Here is a 22,141-nt window from a genome sequence, read left to right as displayed (position 1 = left end):
CCGAACCGCCCTGTACGGACCCGTACGCAGGGTGGTGTGGGAGGGGAGGAACTGCGAAGCTCCCCCCTATCCCGATTCCGAAGGTGCCGGGCAGGGCTGGTAGGGGTTTTGTCACCGGTTTTTGCGGCGACTACCCAAAATAATCGGATTTCAGCGGCTTAGCCTTTCATTTTGCACAATCGTCAGGACAATGGCGCCCGACTTGGAGGATTCGGAATGCGCGTTAAACGGCTGTCCCTTGTTCTGATCTGCGCCTTGATGGCGTTGGCCATCGTCCCGGCGGCCAGGCACGCGCTGGCGGAGGAGACCAAGCCAGATCCTGGTCTGTCCGACGTACTGACCGATCTGCTGCATGGCGTCGAAGGCGAAAACGCCACTTCTGGCCCCGACAAGCGCGTGCCGTTCGGCCGCGAGGAGGTGCAACTGTCCTTCGCGCCACTGGTCAAGCAGACGGCCCCGGCCGTGGTCAATGTCTACGCCTCGCAGACCGCCAAGGTGACGTCGCCCTTTGACGGCGATCCGTTCTTCGAGGAGTTCTTCGGCCGCTCGCAGCCGCGCGCACAGTCTTCGCTCGGTTCGGGGGTGCTGGTCGATCCCACCGGCGTCGTGGTCACCAATTTCCATGTCGTCAAGGACGCTGACCAGGTCAAGGTCGCGACCGCCGACGGGCGCGAATTCGACAGCAAGGTGCTGCTCAAGGATGAGACGCTCGACCTCGCCGTGCTCAAGATTTCTTCTGACAAGCCGTTCCCGGTGATCGCTATCGGCGATTCCGACGCGCTCGAGGTCGGCGACCTGGTGCTGGCGATCGGCAATCCGTTCGGGGTCGGCCAGACCACCACCAGCGGCATCATTTCGGCGGTGGCGCGCAGCCATATCGGCGTCTCCGATTCCAGCTTCTTCATCCAGACCGACGCCGCCATCAACCCCGGCAATTCCGGGGGCGCGCTGGTCAACATGGGAGGGCAGCTGATCGGCATCAACACGGCGATCTATAGCCGTAGCGGCGGCTCGATCGGCATCGGCTTTGCCATCCCTTCGAACATGGTCCGCGCTTTCGCCGATGCGGCCAAGGCCGGGCTCGACTTCTTCGAGCGGCCGTATGCCGGTGCCGAGTTCGAGGCGGTGACGCCGCAGATTGCCGAATCGCTCGGCATGGACAAGCCGACTGGCGCGCTGGTTTCTTCGGTCGAAGAGGCGGGACCCGCCGCCAAGGCAGGGCTCAAGCCTGGTGACGTGGTGCTGTCGCTCAATGGCAAGCCGGTCGAGAGCGTCGGGGCGCTGGACTACCGGATGGCGACGCTGTCGATTGGTACGAATGCCAGCTTCGGCGTTCTGAGCAAGGGTCAGCAAGCGACGATGGACATCGCTCTGGAACGGCCGCCCGAGGGCGCCAAGGCTGCGGAACTCACATTGCGCGGCCGCAGCCCGTTTTCCGGTGCCAAAGTCGCTGAACTGTCGCCACGGCTTGCCCAACGGCTCGGTCTGCGCACCGATGTCAAAGGCGTAACCGTGGTCGACATCAACCGCGATTCGCCCGCTGCCGATTTTGGCTTCCAGCCGGGCGACATCGTGCGTGAGGTCAATGGCCTGACGATCGACAAGGCGGCGACCCTGGAACAGGTAGCCCAGCAGGATACGCGCTGGTGGCGCTTTACCGTCGAGCGCGGCGGGCAGATACTGCGCCAGGTGTTGCGTTACTGAGCCCGACCGTCAGCAGGATCGGGCTCCAGGCAGAAGAAGTTGCATGGCCGATCTGTTCAGTGTCGATGAACCGGAAAAGACGCCGCCCGGCAGGCCGCTGGCCGACCGCCTGCGCCCGAAGAACCTCGGCGAGGTCGTCGGCCAGGAGCATCTGACCGGACCCGACGGAGCGCTGACGCGGCTGATCGGCTCCGGCTCGCTCGGCTCAATGATCTTCTGGGGGCCGCCCGGCACCGGCAAGACCACGGTCGCAAGGCTGCTTGCCGGCGAGACAAGCCTCGCCTTCGAACAGATCTCGGCGGTGTTTTCCGGCGTTGCCGACCTGAAGAAAGTGTTCGAGGCAGCAAAGCTGCGTCGTTCTAACGGCCGCCAGACACTGCTGTTCGTTGACGAGATCCATCGTTTCAACCGTGCCCAGCAGGACAGTTTTCTGCCCGTGATGGAAGACGGCACCGTGGTGCTGGTTGGCGCCACCACCGAGAACCCGTCCTTCGAGCTTAACGCCGCGCTGTTGTCGCGCGCGCGTGTGCTGGTCTTTCACTCGCTCGGCGAGGACAGCATCGCCAAGCTGCTGGCGCGGGCCGAGGAGGCAGAGGGTAGGGCGCTGCCGCTCGATGATGAGGCGCGGGCGATGCTCATCCGGATGAGCGACGGCGACGGCCGAGCTGCACTGACGCTCGCCGAAGAGGTCTGGCGCGCAGCGAAATCAAAGGAGGTGTTCGGCGCCGAGGCTTTGCAGCGCATCGTCCAGCGCCGCGCGCCGATCTACGACAAGGGCCAGGACGGCCATTACAATTTGATCTCCGCCTTGCACAAAGCGGTGCGCGGCTCCGACCCCGATGCGGCACTCTACTATCTCGCCCGCATGTTCGACGCCGGCGAAGATCCGCTCTATCTCGGGCGCCGGCTGGTGCGCATGGCGATGGAAGATATCGGGCTGGCCGACCCGCAGGCGCTCGTCGTCGCCAACGCCGCCAAGGACGCCTATGACTATCTGGGCTCGCCCGAGGGCGAACTGGCCTTCGCCGAGGCGACCGTCTATCTCGCCACCGCGCCGAAATCCAATGCTGTCTACACCGCGTTCAAGGCCGCCACACAGGCAGCGAAGGAATTCGGTTCGCTGCTGCCGCCCAAGCACATTCTCAATGCGCCGACCAAGCTGATGAAACAGGAAGATTACGGCGCCGGCTATCGCTACGACCACGACGAGCCCGACGCTTTTTCCGGCCAGGACTATTTTCCGGAGAAGATGGGAAGGCAGACATTCTACGACCCGCCAGAGCGCGGCTTCGAGCGCGATATCAGGAAGCGGCTGGATTATTGGGCGAAGCTGCGCAGCGAGCGGGAAAAGTAGCTGCCAGTCGCACACTGGTGTGATCGCCGTTGTCTGGCGGGATAAAAAACCCTATCAAGATGCGCCTTCGGCCGGCGGACAGGCCAGAAACGTACCGACGATATTCAGAACGGAATCGCGCCTGCGCGTGGAAAAATGACAAAAAAATCTCGCAAGACCCTTCGGAAGTTCGCCATAGCGATCCCGCTGCTGGCGCTCGGCTTCTATTTCATTCCCATCCTGACGACAATTTTCATTGCCCTCGGTCTGATCGACGTATTGCGCAACGACAACAAGAACTGGGCCCTGTTCAGTGGTTATTTCCTCGGCAACGGCATCTTCACCTGGCTGCTTTCGCCCTTCAATCTGCTGGTCGATCTGCTGTGCTACAGAAACCGCGGTGTCTGGAAACTGGAGCAGTTTCCTCCGGACTATCAGCGTGAGGTCAACGAGGTTCTCGACGTCTTCAAGGCGCGCAAGGACGAGATCATCGCCGATATCGACGCCAATTTCGGCAGCGGCCGGCGCGGCATGTATGTCTACCAGTGGTACGGCAAGCACAAGATCGACAATGTTGCCGAATTCAACAAGGATTTCAAATATATCAAGACCATCGCCGTGTCGGTGTTCAGGGGCAAGGAATCGACCTCCTGGCATTTCGGACCGCTGCGGCTCAGCCTGCGCATTCTCTACAATCTTCTCCCGGTGAAGGGCGAGGTTTTCGTCGAGTGCAACGACGCCAGGAACTACTGGCACGACAATCCGCTCTATATTTTCGACGACACGCTGCTGCACCGCTCGGTCAACGAATATGATGGGCGCCGCTACTGCGTGTTCATGGACATCATCCGGCCATCGCCATTCCCCGGCCTGATCGCCGCTCTTCTCGCCATCGTTTCGGTCAGCGTCGAGCGCATCAATGCCATGTTCTACAAGAACTGGAAGATGATCGGCTCCAGCAAGCCGAAGAAGGCCGGAGCCGCCTGACACCGTGGTGTGACCGGCGCGAGGAAGCACGATGTATCATCTGCTGCTTGTCTGCCTTGGTGGCGCGATCGGTGCAATGGCCCGCTTCTTCCTGTCCGGCTTCGTCGCCCGCCGGGTCGGCGAGACCTTTCCCTGGGGCACGATGGCCGTCAACGTCTCGGGAGCGTTTGCAATCGGTGTCGTTGCGCATGCGGTGGCGCGCGACGGCATGCCCGCCATCTGGGCCTTTACCGTCACCGGCGGCCTCGGCTGCTACACCACGGTCTCCTCCTTCAGCCTGCAGACGCTGGCGCTGGCGCGCGACGGCGAATGGCTGCGCGCCGGCGGAAATATGCTGCTTTCGGTTTTCCTGAGCCTCGGCGGCGTGACGCTGGGCTTTGCAGCGGGAAGTCTTCTGGCTGGCAGCGGCGCGCCGTGAGCGGCCCGCGGAAGCTCCGCCCTGACGGGATGGCGAGGCATGCGGCGCACCTCATTGGCTGGCGCAGAAGGAGCCAGACGGTTCGGCTCTATGCGACCGTGGCCGCAGGCAGCATGATCGGCGGCGTGCTGCGGGCGCTTGCCTCATTGGCGAGCACCGCCTTGTGGGGCACTGGATTTCCCTTCGGCACGCTCCTCGTGAACATCGTCGGCTCATTCCTCATCGGCTTCTACGCGACATTGACGGGACCGGATGGTCGCGTCTTCGCCGGTCCGCTGCAGCGTCAATTCTTCATGGCCGGCTTCTGTGGCGGCCTGACGACCTTCTCCGCTTTCAGCCTTGAAACACTCACCCTCGCGCAAGGCGGGAGGCTTGTGGCGGCGGGACTTAATATCGCGATCTCCGTGGTGGCCTGGCTTGCCGCCGTCTGGCTTGGCCACATCTTTGCAGTTCGGCTCAACCGGCTGAGAGGGTCCAGGCAATGAAGATACCGACACAGGCACAATTGCTGCGCATATTTATCGGCGAAAACGACAAGGCAGATGGCCGTCCGCTGTATTAGGTTATCGTGCTGAGGGCCCGCGAAATGCAGATCGCCGGCGCGACCGTCCTGCGCGGCGCGATGGGGTTCGGCCATTCCAGCCGGCTTCACACCACGAAGATCCTCCGCCTATCGGAGGATCTGCCGCTCGTCATCGAGATCGTCGATGACGAGGAAAAATTGGCCGCTTTCCTGCCCGTGCTTGAAACAATCATGACAAGTGGTTTGATTACGCTGGAGAAAGTTCAGGTTCTGCAATATGGAACCGACAACGAATAACCGAGTGAGATTGCGGGTACCGGCGAATGCCGTTGCATGCCTGCGAAACGGCGATTGGAATCATGGCAGGCGTTGAACAGATCACAGTGGACGCCGGCGAGGCGGGCATGCGGCTCGACCGCTGGTTCAAGAGCCATTTCCCCGGTCTCGGTTTCGGTCATCTGCAGAAGCTGCTGCGTTCCGGCCAGATCCGCGTCGACGGCGGCAGGGTGAAGGCCGATACACGCGTCGAAGCCGGCCAGACGGTCCGAGTGCCGCCGCTCGAAGTTGACAAGAAAGGCGAAAGTCCGCTCACCGGTCATTCGATCCGCAACCAGGGCGACGCCGACGTTTTGGCCAAGATGCTGATCCATGAGGACCCGAAGGTCTTCGTCTTCAACAAGCCGGCCGGCCTAGCGGTCCAGGGCGGTTCTGGTGTCACCCGCAACGTCGACGACATGCTGGAAGCCTGGCGCAACCACAAGGGCGAGAAGCCCCGTCTGGTGCACCGGCTCGACCGCGACACATCGGGTGTGCTGGTTGTCGCTCGTACAAGGCTCGCCGCGATGAAGCTCGCCGAAGCGTTCCGGGCGCGTGAGACGAAGAAAACCTACTGGGCGCTGGTCAAGGGTGTGCCGCCGAAGCGCGAGGACAAGATCTCGACCTGGCTGATCAAGGAACCGACGCCCGACGGCGATCGCGTGCGCATCGCCAAGCATGGCGAAAAGGGCGCCGACCACGCCGTGTCCTATTATCGCATCGTCGAGCAGGCCGCGCAGACCCTGTCCTGGCTGGAGATGGAACCCTATACCGGGCGAACCCATCAGCTTCGCGTCCATGCCGCCCATATCGGTTGCCCGATCATCGGCGATCCCAAATATTTCGAGGCCGACACCAATTGGGATTTTCCAGGCGGCATGCAGAACCGCCTGCATCTGCACGCGCGCCGCATCGTCATCCCGCATCCCGACAAGGGCTTTGTCGACGTCACCGCACCGATGCCGCCGCACATGCGTCAGAGCTGGAACCTACTCGGCTTTGACGAGCAGAGTGCCGAGGACTAGCGCTGGTGGGCGTCGCCACAGAGACCCTCGACCGCCGTGACGCGGTCGATCTGGCGGCAGCCGCTATCATGGTCGGGCTGACCTTTTCCTGGGGGCTCAACTACGTCGCTGCTAAGATCTCGTATGCCGGATACGACCCTGTTTTCCTGTCCATCGCCCGCTCGGTGATCGGCGGCCTGTGTGTTTTCGGCTGGTGCCGCTGGCGCGGCATTGCGCTGTTCACGCCCGACAAGACCCTCGTCGCCGGCATTGTGGCGGGCGCGCTTTTCGGTCTCGAGTTCCTGTTTCTCTATGTCGGGCTCGAGCACACCACAGTCGTGCGCAACACCTTGCTGGTCAACACCATGCCGTTCTGGATGCTGGTCGGCGGCCATTTCCTGCTTAGCGAAAGCATCACGGCACGCAAGCTTATTGGCCTGCTGCTCGCTTTCGCCGGACTGGTCGCGGTGTTTTCCGACAAACTGAGCGCCAATGGCGGCGCAACATTGAGCGGCGATTTGCTCAGTCTCGGCGCCGGCATTCTGTGGGCCGTGACCAATATCGTCATCAAGCGGTCGAAGCTGATGGAGGCCAGCGCCGAAAAGCTGCTGCTCTATCAGCTGGCCGGGGCCGCTGTCGTCGGCATTTTGGTGATGCCTTTTGCCGGGCCGCCGGTCCGCAGCTTTACCGTTCTGCCGACCTTGGCGCTGCTATTCCAGGCCGTCTACGTTGTCGCCTTCACCTATGTGCTGTGGTTCTGGCTGCTGCGGCGCTACCCTGCATCTGGACTGTCGAGCTTCACCTTCCTGTCGCCGGTGTTTGGTGTGCTGTGCGGCGCCGTGTTCTTGAACGAGCCGCTGACCGTTCGTATCTTCCTGGCACTCGCCCTGATCGCCGCCGGACTCATCATCGTCAACCGGCCGGCCCGAAAACAAAGCCCCGGATGAGCATGCGCGATATATTGAACGACCTCGAAGCTGGAAAGCAGCTCTCTGATCCGGATCCGGTGCGTCGCGCCCAGATCCAGATGAAGACGCCGCTGCCGAAGCGTTTCTACAAGACCGTCGCGGTAGCACAGGTCGAGGACGGTTTTGCCGTCCGTCTCGATGGCAAGCCCGTCCGCACGCCGGCCAAGGCGCTGCTGGCGCTGCCGACCGAAAAAGCGGCTGCTCTCGTCGCCGAGGAATTCGCCGCACAGCAGGAGACCATCGACCCGGTGACGATGCCGGTGATGCGTCTGGTCAATACGGCAATCGATGGCGTCGCCAGTGATCCCCAGGCGGTGCTGGAGGACATCCTGCGCTTCGCCTCATCCGATCTGCTCTGCTACCGCGCCGATGCGCCCCAAGGGCTAGTCGACCGGCAGAACGAGCATTGGGATCCGGTCATCGACTGGGCGCGCAGCGCGCTCGGCGCCCGGTTCCATCTCGCCGAAGGCGTGATCCATGTCGAACAGCCGCGCGAGAGTATCGCGCTGCTTGGCCAGCATCTTGCCCAACGTGCCGATCCGCTGCGTCTTGCCGCCATCCACGTCATGACGTCGCTGACCGGATCGGCGCTGCTGGCGCTGGCCGTCGACTTCGGCGAGCTCGACGGCGAGGCGGCCTGGGCTGCCGGTCACGTCGACGAGGACTGGCAGGCCGAGCAATGGGGCCATGATGCCGAGGCCGTCGCGCGCCGGGCGGCCCGCAAGCGCGACATGATGGCGGCGGTCAAGCTGCTCGAAGCTCTCAAAGGCTGACCGCACCGTCGTTTCCATTTCGCACTGCACATTAGACCAAAGTCATAATCCCAAAGACGGTCTGCCTCTGGACGGCGCTTTCTGTCATTTTTTGCACCGGTGGCTGCACCGAGTCTGCGTTGCGAGGAAACGCGGACGATGACGCGCAGCATCGAGGGCTGACGGAATCACACGGGAGGATACGCTCATGGCAATGGCATCGACCGCCGGCAAAACAAGCCGCGGCATGACGCGCGAGGAGAAGAAGGTCATCTTCGCTTCCTCGCTCGGCACCGTTTTCGAATGGTACGATTTTTATCTCTACGGCTCGCTGGCGGTGTTCATTGGTTCGACTTTTTTCAGTCCAACCATTCCGGAAGCCACGCGCAATATCTTCGCGCTGCTGGCGTTTGCCGCTGGCTTCCTCGTGCGCCCGTTCGGCGCATTGCTGTTCGGCCGCATCGGCGACCTTGTCGGCCGTAAATACACCTTCCTTGTCACCATGACGATCATGGGCCTGTCGACCTTCCTGGTCGGCTTGCTGCCTGGCTATGCGACTTTGGGCATCGCCGCTCCGGTGATCCTGATCATCTTGCGCATGTTGCAGGGTCTGGCGCTCGGCGGCGAGTATGGCGGTGCCGCGACCTATGTCGCCGAGCACGCACCCGACGATCGCCGAGGCTACTACACGTCGTGGATACAGACGACGGCAACGCTCGGCCTGTTCCTGTCGCTGATCGTCATCCTGATCGTCCAGGGGTCGATGACCAAGGAAACCTACGCCGCCTGGGGCTGGCGCATTCCGTTCATCGTTTCCTTCCTGCTCCTGGGCATTTCGATCTGGATCCGCCTGTCGCTTTCTGAATCGCCGACCTTCCAGCGCATGAAGGACGAAGGCAAAGGCTCCAAGGCGCCGCTGTCGGAAGCCTTCGGCCAGTGGAAGAACGCAAAGATCGCGCTGCTGGCACTGCTCGGCCTCACAGCCGGCCAGGCCGTAGTTTGGTACAATGGCCAGTTCTACGCGCTGTTCTTCTTGCAGAATGTGCTCAAGGTCGATCCGCAGTCGGTCAACATCATGATCGCGATTGCTCTGGCTGTTGGCTCTATCTTCTTCGTCGTGTTCGGCTGGCTCTCCGACAAGATCGGTCGCAAGCCGATTATCATGGCCGGCCTTGCACTGGCGATCGTCTGCACCTTCCCGTTGTTCAAGGCGCTGACCTGGGCAGCCAACCCGGCGCTCGCCACCGCGCAGCAGAACACGCGTGCGACGGTGACCGCAGCACCGGGAGACTGTAAGTTCCAGTTCAACCCGGTGGGGACGGCGAAGTTCACCACGTCCTGCGATATTGCCACCTCCTTTTTGACCAAGAACTCGGTGCCTTATGACATCGTGTCGACGGCGGCGCCCGGCACTGCTGCGTCGGTCAAAATCGGCAACGAGACGGTCGAGTCGTATGATGCGACTGCAGCCGGCGATCAAGCCAAGGCCAAGGACGCCGTTTTCGTCAAGGCAGTGAACATGGCGCTTCGGGACGGGGGCTATCCGCTAAAGCGGGGAGCGGCCAAGGTGCCGGATCAGAAGCTCGAGGCGTTCATTGCGGCCAATCCCGAGCTGAAGCTCGATGCAACGGCCATTCGCGCCGGCGAGAAGGCGACGGTTCCGACCGAGCAGGCGATCAAGGACAAGCTGCTGAATGCCGATGAGGCTGCGGGAGCTCCCGAAGTCACCGTCTACACCATACCGGGCGGCGGGCCTTTCGCCATGTTTGCCGACCCGGCGGCGGTCAACTGGCCGATGACGATTGCCATCCTGTTCATCCTCGTCGTCTTCGTGACGATGGTCTACGGGCCGATTGCCGCGATCCTGGTCGAGATGTTCCCGACCCGCATCCGCTACACCGGCATGTCGCTGCCCTATCACATCGGCAATGGCTGGTTCGGCGGGCTGCTGCCGGCGACGGTGTTCGCGCTCAGCGCCTACAAGGGCGATATCTACTACGGCCTCTGGTATCCGGTGGTGATCGCGGCGATGTCGCTAATCATCGGCATGATCTTTGTCAGGGATACGCTCGGAACGGACCTGCACACCAAGCAGTAGCCGGCCTGTCCCGGTTCAAAGCAAAGCCCGGCGCGAGTGATCGCGCCGGGCTTTTTCAATTTATCGAGTGCAGGGAGGGGAAGGCTTAGCTCTTCCTATCCTGGTTCGCTTCCTCGATCGCTGCTTCATGATACCAGGCACTTCCGAAATCCGTGCGGTTGCGCAACGAAGCAAGTTCTGCCGCGAACTTAGCCTTTCCGCTTAAATTTGAGGCAGACGCGCGCGCTGCCACCGGGAACATCAGGATTTTGGCCGACTGACGAGTGGAAGTGATTTCCATTGTCGGTTTCCTTTCTTCGACAGAACCTTGCCGATTCAACCTTTCCCCAACATAGGTTCAGCAACCGAATTAGGCAACATGATTACGAAAAGATCAGTACTTGCACATTATTTGTGCAAAATTTGCTTGTGGATGATCCGAGCGCAGCATGACTCCGGACCAGCGATTTTGGGCGGATACAACTTCACTTTTGCCGCACCGTTCGCCAGCCAGAATGGCACACGAATTGCATTTTATTAATTCGGCAGGTCGGCTGCTGGATAGGCCGGCTCGCCCCGGCGCCATCCAGGGTTCGGTGATCAAGCAACGAGAGGCTAGAATGACGAAATACAAGCTCGAGTACATTTGGCTCGATGGATACACCCCGGTTCCCAACCTTCGCGGAAAGACGCAGGTCAAAGACTATGCCGAGTTTCCGACGCTCGACCAGCTTCCGCTGTGGGGCTTCGACGGTTCTTCAACCATGCAGGCCGAGGGCCACAGCTCCGACTGCGTTTTGAAGCCGGTCGCCGTCTATCCGGATCCCGCCCGCACCAATGGCGCGCTCGTCATGTGCGAGGTCATGATGCCGGACGGCGTGACGCCGCATGCGTCCAACAAGCGCGCCACCATTCTCGACGACGAGGGCGCCTGGTTCGGCTTCGAGCAGGAATATTTCTTCTACAAGGACGGCCGTCCGCTCGGCTTTCCCGAGAGTGGCTATCCGGCGCCGCAAGGCCCGTACTACACCGGCGTCGGCTACAGCAATGTCGGCTCCGTCGCCAGACAGATCGTCGAGGAGCATCTCGACCTTTGCCTTGCCGCCGGCATCAATCATGAAGGCATCAACGCTGAGGTGGCCAAAGGCCAGTGGGAATTCCAGATCTTCGGCAAGGGCTCCAAGAAAGCCGCCGACCAGATGTGGATGGCGCGCTATTTGTTGCAGCGCCTGACCGAGAAGTACGGCATCGACATCGAATACCACTGCAAGCCGCTCGGTGACACCGATTGGAACGGCTCCGGCATGCATGCCAACTTCTCGACCGCCTATATGCGCGAAGTCGGCGGCAAGGGCTATTTCGAGGCGCTGATGGCAGCCTTCGACAAAAACCTGATGGATCACATCGCCGTCTATGGGCCGGACAACGACAAGCGTTTGACCGGCAAGCACGAGACCGCACCCTGGAACAGGTTCAGCTACGGCATCGCCGACCGCGGCGCTTCGATCCGCGTGCCGCATTCCTTTATCAACAACGGCTACAAGGGCTATCTCGAGGATCGCCGCCCGAACTCGCAGGGTGACCCCTACCAGATCGCTTCGCAGATATTGAAGACGATCGCCTCCGTCCCGACCAGCGCCGAGGTTTCGGCCGCGGCTTGAGAATGCGTTCACGGCGTGGACCTCGGGTGTCTGCGCCGTGACTTTCTCTCCGATCGCATCGCAATAAAAAACCCCGGCGTCTCTGCCGGGGTTTTTTTCTATGTGACTACGAGGTTCCGGATCACACCGAGTAATACATGTCGTATTCGACCGGATGCGGCGTCATTTCGAAGCGCATCACTTCGGCCATCTTGAGCTCGATGTAGCTGTCGATCTGGTCGTCGTCGAAGACGCCGCCGGCCTTCAGGAAGCCGCGGTCCTTGTCGAGGCTCTGCAGGGCCTCGCGCAGCGAGCCGCAGACGGTCGGGATCTTCTTCAATTCCTTCGGCGGCAGGTCGTAGAGATCCTTGTCCATCGGCTGTCCCGGGTGGATCTTGTTTTTGATGCCGTCGAGGCCGGCCATCAGCATAGCGGCGAAGGCAAGATAGGGGTTCGCGCCCGGATCGGGGAAGCGGACCTCAACGCGCTTGGATTTCGGCGACGAGCCGAACGGAATGCGGCACGAGGCCGAGCGGTTGCGTGCCGAATAGGCGAGCAGCACCGGCGCTTCATAGCCCGGCACCAGGCGCTTGTAGGAATTGGTCAGCGGGTTGGTGAAGGCGTTGATCGCCTTGGCATGCTTGATGATGCCGCCGATGTAGAACAGGCAGCTCTCGGACAGGCCGGCATATTCGTTGCCGGCGAAGGTCGGCTTGCCTTCCTTCCAGATCGACTGGTGGACATGCATGCCCGAGCCGTTGTCGCCGAACACCGGCTTCGGCATGAAAGTGGCCGTCTTGCCATAGGCATTGGCGACCTGGTGCACGACATATTTGTAGATCAGCATCTTGTCGGCGTTGCGGACCAGCGTGTCGAACTTGATTCCGAGCTCGTGCTGGGCGGCGGCCACTTCGTGATGGTGCTTTTCAACGCGCACGCCCATTTCGGCGAGCACGGTGAGCATTTCCGAGCGCATGTCCTGTGCCGAATCGATCGGCGGCACCGGGAAATAGCCGCCCTTGATGCGCGGCCGGTGACCGAGATTGCCGGTCTCGTAATCGGTGTCGTCATTGGACGGCAATTCGGTGGAATCCAGCCTGAAGCCGGTGTTGTAGGGATCGGCCTTGTACTTGACGTCGTCGAACACGAAGAACTCGGCTTCAGGACCGACGAAGATCTGGTCGCCGATGCCTTCGGCCTTCATGTAGGCCTCGGCCTTCTTGGCGGTGCCGCGCGGGTCGCGGTTGTAGGATTCTCCCGAGATCGGATCGAGAATGTCGCACAGGATGACCATGGTCGACTGGGCGAAGAACGGGTCCATATGCACCGTATCCGCGTCGGGCATCAGCACCATGTCGGATTCGTTGATTGCCTTCCAGCCGGCGATCGAGGAACCGTCGAACATGACGCCATCGGCAAACATGTCTTCCTCGACCTCGACGACATCCATCGTAACGTGCTGCAGTTTGCCCTTCGGATCGGTGAAGCGCAGATCAACGAACTTCACGTCGTTGTCCTTGATCTGCTTCATGATGTCTTTGGCTGTCGTCATGTCCCTGCTTCCCTATGTGATGACGTTTGAACGTGGCCTTTTAACGGGAAAACTCAGACGGCGTCCATGCCGGTTTCGCCGGTGCGGATGCGCACCACTTCCTCGATGTTCGAGACGAAGATCTTGCCGTCGCCGATACGGCCGGTCTGGGCCGCCTTGCGGATGGCTTCGATCGCGGCTTCGACCGCATCGTCGCCGAGCACGACTTCGATTTTCACCTTCGGCAGGAAGTCGACGACATATTCGGCGCCGCGATAAAGCTCGGTATGGCCCTTCTGGCGGCCAAACCCTTTGGCCTCGGTAACGGTGATACCTTGCAGGCCGGCCTCCTGAAGCGCTTCCTTCACTTCGTCTAGCTTGAACGGCTTGATGATCGCTTCGATCTTTTTCATGTAAAAAGTGGCCTCCACTGCCAAAAAAGACGGGTTGTGAGCCCCGCTTGCGCCTCAATCAAGCACGAACTGTGCCAGTTGATGGGGTGCCGGGTGGGCTCACATGATTTGGATACCATGCTACGCGGGAATGTACATTCGCGTCATTCCCTGCGTCGGATGCGCCATGAACGCCGCGAGCCTACACACCGCCGGTCCCGTCGTCCGCACAAAAAATAGGCAGATCGGATATTTCATGGGCAGCCGTGGACCTGCGACTCGTCGCTCCGGGCATACCGGTGTGTTTCACAACCTTCGTAGTTTGCGTCGGACCAAAAACTGGACAATGCTTCGGCAGATGATCGCCCGCATGAGCCACGAACTTCTTTCTCCGTCCGAAATGGCCGAGGCCGACCGGCTGGCGATTGCCGCTGGTCCATTCGACGGCATCGGCCTGATGCGCAATGCCGGCGCTGCGGTTGCTGCCGTGGTACTCAGGCGCTACCCGAACGCAACGCGCGTCCACGTGCTTTGCGGCCCCGGCAATAATGGCGGCGACGGCTATGTCGTGGCCCGCATCCTTCAGGACAGCGCCGTCGACGTCTCGGTATGGACATCCGGATTGCCTAAAGGCGGCAGCGATGCAGCACTCGCCGCCTCGGACTGCAAGGTTAAGCCTCGGCCGCTGTCGGCTTTCGTTGCCGAGACGGGCTCGATCGTGGTCGACGCGCTTTACGGGGCAGGGCTATGCAAGCCGCTGTCCGGCGACGCCGCCAAGGCGATCGAGATTGCGGCGGAACTGAATTTGCCAGTTGTCGCGGTCGATCTGCCGTCGGGCGTCTCCGGTGAGAGCGGCAATGTCCTCGGCCAGGCCTTCCGCGCCCGAACCACGGTGACTTTTGCACGAAAAAAGCCAGGCCATCTTCTTTTACCGGGGCGCGAGCTGTGCGGCAAAATCGTGCTCGCTGATATCGGCATAAGCGACAGTGTTGTTGCGCAGCTTGAACCACGAACGTTCGAGAACATTCCGGCGCTCTGGCTTGGCCGCTTTCCGGTTCCGGCCGTCGACGCCCATAAGTATAGACGCGGCCATGTCGGCGTCTTTTCCGGCGGGCCGTCGGCGACGGGTGCTGCGCGGCTGTCGGCGCTTGCCGCGGCCAGGAGCGGGGCAGGGGCCGTCACCTTGCTGTCACCGGCGAACGCCATGCAGGTGAACGCGGCGCATCTGACCTCGATCATGCTGCGCAGGCTGGACACTGTCGCCGATGTGGACGAATTCGTTGATAGCCGCCGCCCATCCGCCTTCGTGCTCGGCCCCGGATTTGGCATTGGTGAGAAGACGTGCGACTTCGTCATGGCCGTGCTTGGCTGCGACAATGGGAAGGGCGGCAAAATCGAGGGACTGGTGCTCGATGCCGACGGCATCACCTCGTTTCGCGAAGAGCCTGAAATACTGTTTGAGGCCGCGCGCAGCCCCGCCGCGCCAGCGCTGGTGATGACGCCGCATGAGGGCGAATTCGCCAGGCTCTTTCCCGACATCGCCGGGGACAAGAACCTGTCCAAACTCGCCAAGGCACGCGCCGCAGCCGAACGGGCCAACGCCACTCTCGTCTACAAAGGCGCCGACACGGTGATTGCAGCACCAAATGGCCGGGCAGCGATCAACGGCAATGGCGCGCCTTGGCTGGCCACCGCTGGTTCGGGCGACGTGCTGTCGGGCATCATTGCCGCGTTGCTAGCACAAGCGATGCCGGCTTTCGAAGCTGCCTGCGCGGCGGTCTGGATCCACGCCGAGGCCGGCAGCCGTTTCGGGCCGGGGCTGATCGCCGAGGACCTGCCGCTGGCGCTGGTGCCGGTCCTGCGCGAGCTTGTTGAAAGTCACGGGATGGCTGCCGTATGAGCCGCCTGTTCGCGCTGTTCGTTGCGATCGTCAGTGCCGTATTCATGGCGCAGGCTGCGAACGCCGAAACCCCGCTGACGATTGTCGACGACCCGGCCGTTCTAGCCGCCCTCGACAGCAATGGTTACGGGTTCGCCGGCATTTTCGGCGTCGATGGCAAGGGCGATTTGAAGACGCTTTATGAGAAGGCTCCGGCCTACCACGCGATTGTCGAAACGGTTGCAAGCGACGTCGCGGCATTGCGGGCCGAGATGAAGGCCGGCGGCCGGCCGCTTTACGAGGTGACCGACGGCAATGTCGGCCGCGTCATGGACATGCGCTGGCTGAGGACCGAGGCCGCACGCTTCCGCCTCGTCGGCGTGGTCAACCGGCTCGACCGGCGCGACTTCGCCGCCCTAAAAAGCGACGGGAGTTGCGGCGAAGTGCGCTTCATCTATCGCCTCGCCTACAGCTTCAAGAAGAACGGCAAGGTTTTGGCCTCGCGCCTGCCGTTCAATTTCAGTGCCGTCTACAATGCCGCGCCGGATGCCGATGGCGGTTGTGTCGGCGTCGCCGGGCGCTGGGCACCACAACTCGACGAGAATGTCGATGCCGGCTGGCTGATCGGTGGGCCGCTGGAAAGGACGGCGCTCACCTTCAAGCAGCTCGAGCTCAATGCGCAAGTGGTGCGCTTCCCCTCCGGCCAGGAGACCGAATTCGGCGGGCAGGCTGCCTATCTCATGCGAATTTTCGGCATCGACGGAGCGGCCGTCAGCGAAAAGCCGCTGGAAAACACGCCCGACACAGCACGTCTCACCGAAGACGCTGCGCTGAAAGCAAGACTTGCCGACTATGTCCGTACCAATGTCGCGGCGGTCGATCTCGGCGTCTACCAGATCCCCGACGAATTCCTGGCAAGGAAGGCCATCTCTTGGTCGACCTTCGGCAGTGCAAGGCAGGCCAACCACCCGTTCACGCCGCTGTTCCAGTCCGCGGATTTCGCAGGTGTCGATTTCGCTGCCCTGAAGTTGGTGCGCACGCCGGAGGCGCTGGTCGAGCGACTGGACAATGGCGCCTGCCAGGGTTGCCATCAGGCGGGCTCGACCGCCGGCTTCCATTTCATCGGCCTCGACGACAAGACCACCTCGCCACTCAACCACATAGAGGTCGGTATCTCACCGCATCTTCACGCCGACATCCCGCGCCGCGTCGCCTGGCTGCGCGCGACTGCCGAGGGCAAGGAACCGAACCGTTTCCGCCCGCTGTCCTTCGCGCCACCAGCGACATGGAACGATGCCGACGAAATTGCCTATTCGCCGGCCGAAATGGCGATGCCGTGTCTGATGCCACAGGATGCGGCTCGCTTCGGCGCGACGTGGCAATGCGGCGCCGGCACCGTCTGCACGCCGCTGGCAACCGCGTCCGGCGTGCGCACCAAGCTGGCGCAATGCCTGTTGCCCAAGGACAGCGAAAGCATGTTCTCCGGCCATCCGTGCCTGACCGGCTCGATCGCCAGCAACCCGGCGCAGCCTTTCAATGACCGGTATACGATCACCGGCCAGTTCGCGGCGTTTGCGCCGGGCATTTCGCGCGCCGCCTACACCTGCCGACCGCCGAAGATCGGTGTGCCGGCGGGTATCGCCTATCGCGGCTGCGACGACCGGGATCGCAGCTTTGCGGCCTTCAAGGCGGGCAAGCCGATGCCCAACGAGATTTGCGGGCTGGTCGGCGGCAAGAAATTCGACACCTGCGTGGCGACCAATAATTTCGACCAGTGCCTGGGCGGCGCCGTCAACCGCGGCAATCGTCCTGCCTGCTCGGCCGACCATTTCTGCCGCGAGGATTACATGTGCCAGTCGCTGCCGCCCGATACACCCGGTATCGGCAAGGTGAAGGGCATCGGCTTCTGCTCGCCGACTTATTTTATCTTCCAGATGCGCATCGACAATCACGCCACGCCATGGTCGGGCGCTGTCCGCGCAACGAGTGGGGCCGGCTTCGGCGCGGCGGAAGCGGAATAGCTTGCGCCGACTGGGCATTAGCCGCTGTAGTTCCAGGTGGATAGCTATCGATCGAGATAGTCGGCGATCTTCGATGTCCATTCGCCGTCGAAATGGCGGACATGTTCGGCGACGACCTCATCGCTCAGCAGGCTCGACAAGGCAGAAACCAGAACTGGTTCTATCTCTGGAGCCGAGCTAAATCCAAGAGCAGTCAAACGTTCGGACCAGGGCGGATGATCCGCGCTTTCGTTATCTGGCGCGTTCCAGGCCTTTTGCGCATATTCTTGCAGGATGGGAAGCCTCGACAGGTGACTGGCGGCCGCCAGAACTCTTTCGAGTGGTGGACGAGGCGGTACCATAGTGCCAAGCAGTTCACGTTTAAGCGGAATATACACTTGGTCATCGAAGAATACACTGGCAGCGCCAATCAGAAGCAGCGCGCGGGCCGCTTCATGTGCGTCGCCGGACATCGCTGCATGGCGATCTGCGTCAATTTCCGCCCGTCGCGACAACCGTATTTCTTCGCGCTCCAGCGTGCGCGACAGCGGACCAAGCATCCAGTAGAACAGGCTGCCTGAAACGCTTTTCCCCGGTGGGGCGAAGTCGAAGATTAGATCGAAGCTCTTTTCGAGTTCGGCCAGGTTGAGCCCGCCATTTGTATCTCTATTTTTCAGATGGGCGTCCTCATGGGCCAAGATCGCTGCAAACCCCTTTTGGTCGGTCGCTGCGAGCAGCGGCAGGCCCACGGTGAGAATTGCCTTGCGACCAAGCAGGCCCAGAAACGGCCGCTCTTCACCGACGCTGGCGTTGAGATCGTCGCTCAGCACGATCGTCGTCCGGCAGGCGCGGTGTTTGCCGGCAATACTCTCCCAGACAGCCCACAATTTCGGGGCTGATTCCCGAGTAAGCCCGTCCACCTTGCTGGGTCGAAAACCGGCGAACAATGTCCCGATCAACAGAACGATGGCCAGCATCGCGGCCGGGATTGCAACAACGCCAGCTGCGATCATGGCGAGCGGGTGCCGGTCGAGGAACCGGAACCATAGGACTATTGGGCAGAACAGCGGCAGAGCAAAGAGCAGGATGGCAAATCTGCCGAAACGCGCTCCCACATAGAGGACCAGGCGCGACATCAACCCCTCACAGCGGAATATTATCGTGCTTCTTCCACGGGTTTTGCATATCCTTGTTGCGCAGCATCCTGAGCGCGCGGGCGATACGGCGGCGGGTCGAATGCGGCATGATCACCTCGTCGACATAGCCGCGCTCGGCAGCAACGAAGGGTGACAGGAAGCGATCCTCATAAGCTTTTGTGTGCGCTGCAATTTTCTCCGCGTCGCCGATATCCTTGCGATAGATGATCTCGACAGCGCCCCTGGCGCCCATCACCGCAATCTGCGCCGTCGGCCAGGCATAGTTCATGTCGCCTCGCAGATGCTTTGACGCCATAACGTCATAGGCGCCGCCATAGGCCTTTCTGGTGATGACGGTGATCTTTGGCACGGTAGCTTCGGCATAGGCGAACAGAAGTTTGGCGCCGTGTTTGATCAACCCGCCATATTCCTGCGCGGTGCCTGGCAGGAAGCCCGGCACGTCGACGAAGGTGACGATCGGGATCGAGAAGCAGTCGCAGAAGCGCACGAAACGCGCCGCCTTGCGGCTGGCATCCGAATCGAGCACGCCGGCCAGCACCATCGGCTGGTTGGCGACGAAGCCGACGGTGCGGCCCTCGACACGGCCGAAGCCGGTGACGATGTTTTTCGCAAAATTCTGCTGGATTTCGAAGAAGTCACCCTCGTCGGCAACTTTAAGGATCAACTCTTTGATGTCGTAGGGTTTGTTGGCATTGTCGGGGATCAGCCTGTCGAGCGACAGATCGTGATCGGTGACGGACTGGTAGCATTCGATCTCGGGAATTTCCGCCGTGTTGGAGGCGGGCAGCAGATCGACCAGCCGACGCATCTGCAGCAGCGCCTCGACGTCATTGTGGTAGGCTCCGTCGGCGATCGAGGACTTCGTCGTGTGAACGAAAGCGCCGCCGAGGCTTTCGGCGGTGACCGTCTCGTTGGTGACGGTCTTCACCACATCCGGCCCGGTAACGAACATGTAGGAGGTGTCGCGAACCATGAAGATGAAGTCGGTCATCGCCGGCGAGTAGACGTCGCCGCCGGCACAAGGACCCATGATCAGTGAAATCTGCGGGATGACCCCCGAGGCCAGAACATTGCGCTGGAAGATCTCGGCATAGCCGCCCAGCGCCGCCACGCCTTCCTGGATGCGGGCGCCGCCGGCGTCGTAAAGGCCGATGATCGGCGCGCGGTTGCGCAGTGCCATCTTCTGCACCTTGACCACCTTTTCGGCATGGGCCTCGGACAGCGAGCCGCCGAACACGGTAAAGTCCTTTGCAAAGAGGTACACTGGCCGGCCATTGACGGTGCCCCAGCCGGTTACGACGCCATCGCCGGCGATCTTGGTCTTCTCCATGCCGAAGTCGGTCGAGCGGTGCTCGACAAACATATCGAACTCCTCGAACGAGCCCTCGTCGAGAAAAACGTCTATGCGTTCGCGGGCAGTCAGCTTGCCCTTCTTGTGCTGCGCGTCGATGCGGGCCTGGCCGCCGCCCATGCGGGCGATCTCGCGGCGGCGCTCGAGTTCCTTCAGCACGTCCTTCATGACCGGTCCCCGAAACGGAAAGCTTGATTGTGGTAATCATGCCTGGGGGAGAGCGCAAGCGGCGCTTCCTCATGGCTTTTGCTGCGCTGCAGCATAGGGCCCTTGCATTTCGATGCGAACTGGGCCATATGCGGCGGCATAGGCGCTTGGGCCGGGATAATCTGGCCTTCTCGACGAATGAGACTGGTTGCGTCTGTTTTCCCTCTTCCCGACATATCGGCAAGGTGGCGAAAAAGCCCCGTGGCATGATGCCTGCGGGCACGACAGCGCAGCCGTGTGGACGATAACGTCCGCCCGCCTTGTCGTTTCATGACAATTTTCGACGGCAGGTTGCGCCCTGCCGCCATTGATGTTTGCGGCCAGAAGCCGCATGAAAGAAGAATATTTTGACCAATGAAAACACTTTGACCGGTAAGGACACTGGGGAACTGAACGGTTTCGCCGCACTTGGAATTACCGGCGCACTGCTCAAGGCCACCAATGCCGCTGGCTTTACCGATCCGAAGCCGATCCAGGCCCAGGCGATCCCGCCGCAGCTCGAAGGCCGCGACATTTTCGGCATCGCGCAGACCGGCTCAGGCAAGACCGCGGCGTTCGCGCTGCCGATCCTGTCGAAGATCATCGCACTTGGCACCAAGCGCCGGCCGAAGACAGCCCGCGCACTGATCCTGGCGCCGACTCGCGAACTCGCCGTGCAGATCGAGGAGATGATCAAGCTGCTTGCCAAGGGCGCGCATGTCTCGACCGCGCTCGTACTTGGCGGCGTCTCGCGCTTCAGCCAGGTGAAGAAGGTTGCGCCCGGCGTCGACATCCTGATCGCAACCCCCGGCCGGTTGACCGACCTGGTGCGTGAAGGCGACCTCGTGCTTGCCGACACCAAATGGCTGGTGCTGGATGAAGGCGACCGCATGCTCGACATGGGCTTCATCAACGACGTCAAGCGCATAGCCAGGGCGACAGCGCCGGACCGTCAGACGGTGCTGTTCTCGGCAACCATGCCGACCGAAATCGCCGAACTGGCGAAAGGCCTGCTGAAGAACCCGATTCGCGTCGAAGTCGCTCCTCACAGCACCGCGGCCGCCGAGATCGTGCAGGGCGTCGTCTTTGCCCGCACCAAGCAGAAGCGCCAGGTGCTGGCCAACATGCTTGCCGACGAGGCGATGAAGTCCGTCATCATCTTTTCGCGCACCAAGCATGGCGCCGACAGGGTAACAAAGGATCTCGAGCGCGACGGCTTCAAGGCCGCCGTCATCCACGGCAACAAATCGCAGAACGCCCGCCAGAAGGCGCTCAACGATTTCCGCGAAGGTTCGGTGCGCATTCTCGTGGCGACCGACATTGCGGCGCGCGGCATCGACGTGCCCGGCATCAGCCATGTGGTGAATTTCGACCTGCCGGACGAGGCGGAGAGCTATGTCCACCGCATCGGCCGCACCGGCCGCAACGGCATGGACGGCATCGCCGTCACACTCTGCGACCCGTCTGAAAACAGCAAGCTGCGTCAGGTCGAGCGCATCATCCGCACCAAGCTGCCGATCGTTGCCGACCATCTCGGCAGCCCCGATCCGCAGCGCAATCCCGCCGAGAAGAACGAGCGCAGCTTCGAACCGGCCAATGATCGCAACGACCACAATGGCCGCCGCGACGGCAGGCGGCCCGGCGGCGCAAACAACGGCTTCGGCAAGAAGCGGTTCGGCGACAAGCCGGCCTTTGCGGGCGAGCGCAAGCCGGAAGGCGCCAAGCCCTTCAAGGGCAATAACAAGCGCCGCTTCGGCGGCAAGCGGCCGGCAGCGCGGGCCGCATAATTTGACCGCGTTGCAGTCGGCCAAGCCTGGCTTGGTCATTCACGATTGATGAGGGGGGGGGCCCCGCGCGGGGGGGGGGGGGGGTGAGCACACCGGTGAAGATTTATTTCACCGCGCGTCGAAAGTTTTTAAAAAAA

Annotated in this window: 18 protein-coding genes and 1 pseudogene; 14 read left to right on the top strand and 5 right to left on the bottom strand. The window is 61.8% G+C overall.

The window, feature by feature from the left end:
- Positions 1-216 precede the first annotated feature (216 nt).
- From AC0L2X_RS17355 to AC0L2X_RS17310, 10 genes and pseudogenes are all read left to right on the top strand, one after another.
- Positions 217-1,704 carry a DegQ family serine endoprotease gene (locus AC0L2X_RS17355; protein WP_352670788.1) on the top strand — a complete coding sequence of 496 codons (1,488 nt, stop codon included), beginning with the start codon at positions 217-219 and terminating at the stop codon, positions 1,702-1,704.
- 43 nt (positions 1,705-1,747) lie between these two features.
- Positions 1,748-3,058: a replication-associated recombination protein A gene (locus tag AC0L2X_RS17350; protein WP_473562288.1), complete on the top strand. Its 1,311-nt coding sequence runs from the start codon at positions 1,748-1,750 to the stop codon at positions 3,056-3,058.
- 135 nt (positions 3,059-3,193) lie between these two features.
- Positions 3,194-4,024 (top strand): aspartyl/asparaginyl beta-hydroxylase domain-containing protein, encoded by an 831-nt coding sequence (locus tag AC0L2X_RS17345; protein WP_473562287.1) that lies wholly within the window; start codon positions 3,194-3,196, stop codon positions 4,022-4,024.
- 31 nt (positions 4,025-4,055) lie between these two features.
- A complete protein-coding gene (crcB, locus tag AC0L2X_RS17340) occupies positions 4,056-4,442 on the top strand; it encodes a fluoride efflux transporter CrcB (protein WP_473562286.1) in 387 nt (128 codons plus the stop codon).
- A gap of 113 nt (positions 4,443-4,555) precedes the next feature.
- Positions 4,556-4,927 (top strand): CrcB family protein, encoded by a 372-nt coding sequence (locus AC0L2X_RS17335; RefSeq protein WP_473600053.1) that lies wholly within the window; start codon positions 4,556-4,558, stop codon positions 4,925-4,927.
- Positions 4,924-5,262: pseudogene (locus AC0L2X_RS17330) on the top strand (DUF190 domain-containing protein). Before AC0L2X_RS17335 ends, AC0L2X_RS17330 begins: the two are co-directional and overlap by 4 nt.
- Before the next feature lie 62 nt (positions 5,263-5,324).
- Positions 5,325-6,305, top strand: coding sequence for an RluA family pseudouridine synthase (locus AC0L2X_RS17325; protein ID WP_473562284.1), 981 nt, complete (start codon positions 5,325-5,327; stop codon positions 6,303-6,305).
- Between the two features lie 68 nt (positions 6,306-6,373).
- Positions 6,374-7,231: a DMT family transporter gene (locus tag AC0L2X_RS17320; protein ID WP_473600054.1), complete on the top strand. Its 858-nt coding sequence runs from the start codon at positions 6,374-6,376 to the stop codon at positions 7,229-7,231.
- Between the two features lie 2 nt (positions 7,232-7,233).
- Complete coding sequence (locus AC0L2X_RS17315; protein WP_473555362.1) at positions 7,234-8,025, top strand: ATP12 family chaperone protein; 792 nt, start codon at positions 7,234-7,236, stop codon at positions 8,023-8,025.
- Between the two features lie 187 nt (positions 8,026-8,212).
- Positions 8,213-10,102 (top strand): MFS transporter, encoded by a 1,890-nt coding sequence (locus AC0L2X_RS17310; protein ID WP_473555365.1) that lies wholly within the window; start codon positions 8,213-8,215, stop codon positions 10,100-10,102.
- An 85-nt stretch (positions 10,103-10,187) separates the two neighbouring features.
- Here the strand turns inward: AC0L2X_RS17310 and AC0L2X_RS17305 are convergent, their stop codons facing one another.
- Positions 10,188-10,382 carry a DUF2735 domain-containing protein gene (locus AC0L2X_RS17305; RefSeq protein WP_352451032.1) on the bottom strand — a complete coding sequence of 65 codons (195 nt, stop codon included), beginning with the start codon at positions 10,380-10,382 and terminating at the stop codon, positions 10,188-10,190.
- 319 nt (positions 10,383-10,701) lie between these two features.
- On the opposite strand from AC0L2X_RS17305, the gene AC0L2X_RS17300 reads away from it, so the two are divergent.
- Complete coding sequence (locus AC0L2X_RS17300) at positions 10,702-11,742, top strand: glutamine synthetase beta-grasp domain-containing protein (RefSeq protein ID WP_254817165.1); 1,041 nt, start codon at positions 10,702-10,704, stop codon at positions 11,740-11,742.
- Between the two features lie 121 nt (positions 11,743-11,863).
- Here the strand turns inward: AC0L2X_RS17300 and glnA are convergent, their stop codons facing one another.
- The gene (gene glnA, locus AC0L2X_RS17295; RefSeq protein WP_254817166.1) at positions 11,864-13,273 is read right to left on the bottom strand and encodes a type I glutamate--ammonia ligase; all 1,410 of its coding nucleotides are present in this window, start codon (positions 13,271-13,273) and stop codon (positions 11,864-11,866) included.
- Positions 13,274-13,326: 53 nt separating this feature from the next.
- Positions 13,327-13,665 carry a P-II family nitrogen regulator gene (locus tag AC0L2X_RS17290; protein WP_019857988.1) on the bottom strand — a complete coding sequence of 113 codons (339 nt, stop codon included), beginning with the start codon at positions 13,663-13,665 and terminating at the stop codon, positions 13,327-13,329.
- A 349-nt stretch (positions 13,666-14,014) separates the two neighbouring features.
- On the opposite strand from AC0L2X_RS17290, the gene AC0L2X_RS17285 reads away from it, so the two are divergent.
- Together AC0L2X_RS17285 and AC0L2X_RS17280 are read left to right on the top strand one after the other, a co-directional pair.
- On the top strand, positions 14,015-15,544 hold the full coding sequence (locus AC0L2X_RS17285; protein ID WP_473555368.1) for an NAD(P)H-hydrate dehydratase: 1,530 nt from the start codon (positions 14,015-14,017) through the stop codon (positions 15,542-15,544).
- A complete protein-coding gene (locus tag AC0L2X_RS17280; protein WP_473555371.1) occupies positions 15,541-17,544 on the top strand; it encodes a hypothetical protein in 2,004 nt (667 codons plus the stop codon). Before AC0L2X_RS17285 ends, AC0L2X_RS17280 begins: the two co-directional genes overlap by 4 nt.
- Positions 17,545-17,588: 44 nt before the next feature.
- Here AC0L2X_RS17280 and AC0L2X_RS17275 read toward each other — a convergent pair whose 3' ends face one another.
- Both AC0L2X_RS17275 and AC0L2X_RS17270 read right to left on the bottom strand, forming a co-directional pair.
- Positions 17,589-18,659, bottom strand: a complete 1,071-nt coding sequence (locus AC0L2X_RS17275) for a M48 family metallopeptidase (protein WP_473555373.1) — start codon at positions 18,657-18,659, stop codon at positions 17,589-17,591.
- A gap of 7 nt (positions 18,660-18,666) precedes the next feature.
- Complete coding sequence (locus tag AC0L2X_RS17270) at positions 18,667-20,199, bottom strand: acyl-CoA carboxylase subunit beta (RefSeq protein ID WP_473555374.1); 1,533 nt, start codon at positions 20,197-20,199, stop codon at positions 18,667-18,669.
- 386 nt (positions 20,200-20,585) lie between these two features.
- Between AC0L2X_RS17270 and AC0L2X_RS17265 the strand changes: the two genes are divergently transcribed.
- Positions 20,586-22,004: a DEAD/DEAH box helicase gene (locus AC0L2X_RS17265; protein WP_473555376.1), complete on the top strand. Its 1,419-nt coding sequence runs from the start codon at positions 20,586-20,588 to the stop codon at positions 22,002-22,004.
- Positions 22,005-22,141 lie beyond the last annotated feature (137 nt).

This window comes from Mesorhizobium sp. WSM4828, from assembly GCF_055811175.1.
This window is presented reverse-complemented; position numbering and strand designations above follow the sequence as displayed.

Bases quoted from the DNA above. Each gene is read 5' to 3' on its own strand.
- AC0L2X_RS17350 (WP_473562288.1), top strand. From the start codon at position 1,748: ATGGCCGATCTGTTCAGTGTCGATGAACCGGAAAAGACGCCGCCCGGC.
- AC0L2X_RS17280 (WP_473555371.1), top strand. From the start codon at position 15,541: ATGAGCCGCCTGTTCGCGCTGTTCGTTGCGATCGTCAGTGCCGTATTC.
- AC0L2X_RS17335 (WP_473600053.1), top strand. From the start codon at position 4,556: ATGATCGGCGGCGTGCTGCGGGCGCTTGCCTCATTGGCGAGCACCGCC.
- AC0L2X_RS17325 (WP_473562284.1), top strand. From the start codon at position 5,325: ATGGCAGGCGTTGAACAGATCACAGTGGACGCCGGCGAGGCGGGCATG.
- AC0L2X_RS17300 (WP_254817165.1), top strand. From the start codon at position 10,702: ATGACGAAATACAAGCTCGAGTACATTTGGCTCGATGGATACACCCCG.
- AC0L2X_RS17290 (WP_019857988.1), bottom strand. From the start codon at position 13,665: ATGAAAAAGATCGAAGCGATCATCAAGCCGTTCAAGCTAGACGAAGTG.
- crcB (WP_473562286.1), top strand. From the start codon at position 4,056: ATGTATCATCTGCTGCTTGTCTGCCTTGGTGGCGCGATCGGTGCAATG.
- AC0L2X_RS17275 (WP_473555373.1), bottom strand. From the start codon at position 18,659: ATGTCGCGCCTGGTCCTCTATGTGGGAGCGCGTTTCGGCAGATTTGCC.
- AC0L2X_RS17315 (WP_473555362.1), top strand. From the start codon at position 7,234: ATGCGCGATATATTGAACGACCTCGAAGCTGGAAAGCAGCTCTCTGAT.
- AC0L2X_RS17270 (WP_473555374.1), bottom strand. From the start codon at position 20,199: ATGAAGGACGTGCTGAAGGAACTCGAGCGCCGCCGCGAGATCGCCCGC.
- AC0L2X_RS17345 (WP_473562287.1), top strand. From the start codon at position 3,194: ATGACAAAAAAATCTCGCAAGACCCTTCGGAAGTTCGCCATAGCGATC.
- AC0L2X_RS17285 (WP_473555368.1), top strand. From the start codon at position 14,015: ATGAGCCACGAACTTCTTTCTCCGTCCGAAATGGCCGAGGCCGACCGG.
- AC0L2X_RS17310 (WP_473555365.1), top strand. From the start codon at position 8,213: ATGGCAATGGCATCGACCGCCGGCAAAACAAGCCGCGGCATGACGCGC.
- AC0L2X_RS17305 (WP_352451032.1), bottom strand. From the start codon at position 10,382: ATGGAAATCACTTCCACTCGTCAGTCGGCCAAAATCCTGATGTTCCCG.
- glnA (WP_254817166.1), bottom strand. From the start codon at position 13,273: ATGACGACAGCCAAAGACATCATGAAGCAGATCAAGGACAACGACGTG.
- AC0L2X_RS17320 (WP_473600054.1), top strand. From the start codon at position 6,374: ATGGTCGGGCTGACCTTTTCCTGGGGGCTCAACTACGTCGCTGCTAAG.
- AC0L2X_RS17355 (WP_352670788.1), top strand. From the start codon at position 217: ATGCGCGTTAAACGGCTGTCCCTTGTTCTGATCTGCGCCTTGATGGCG.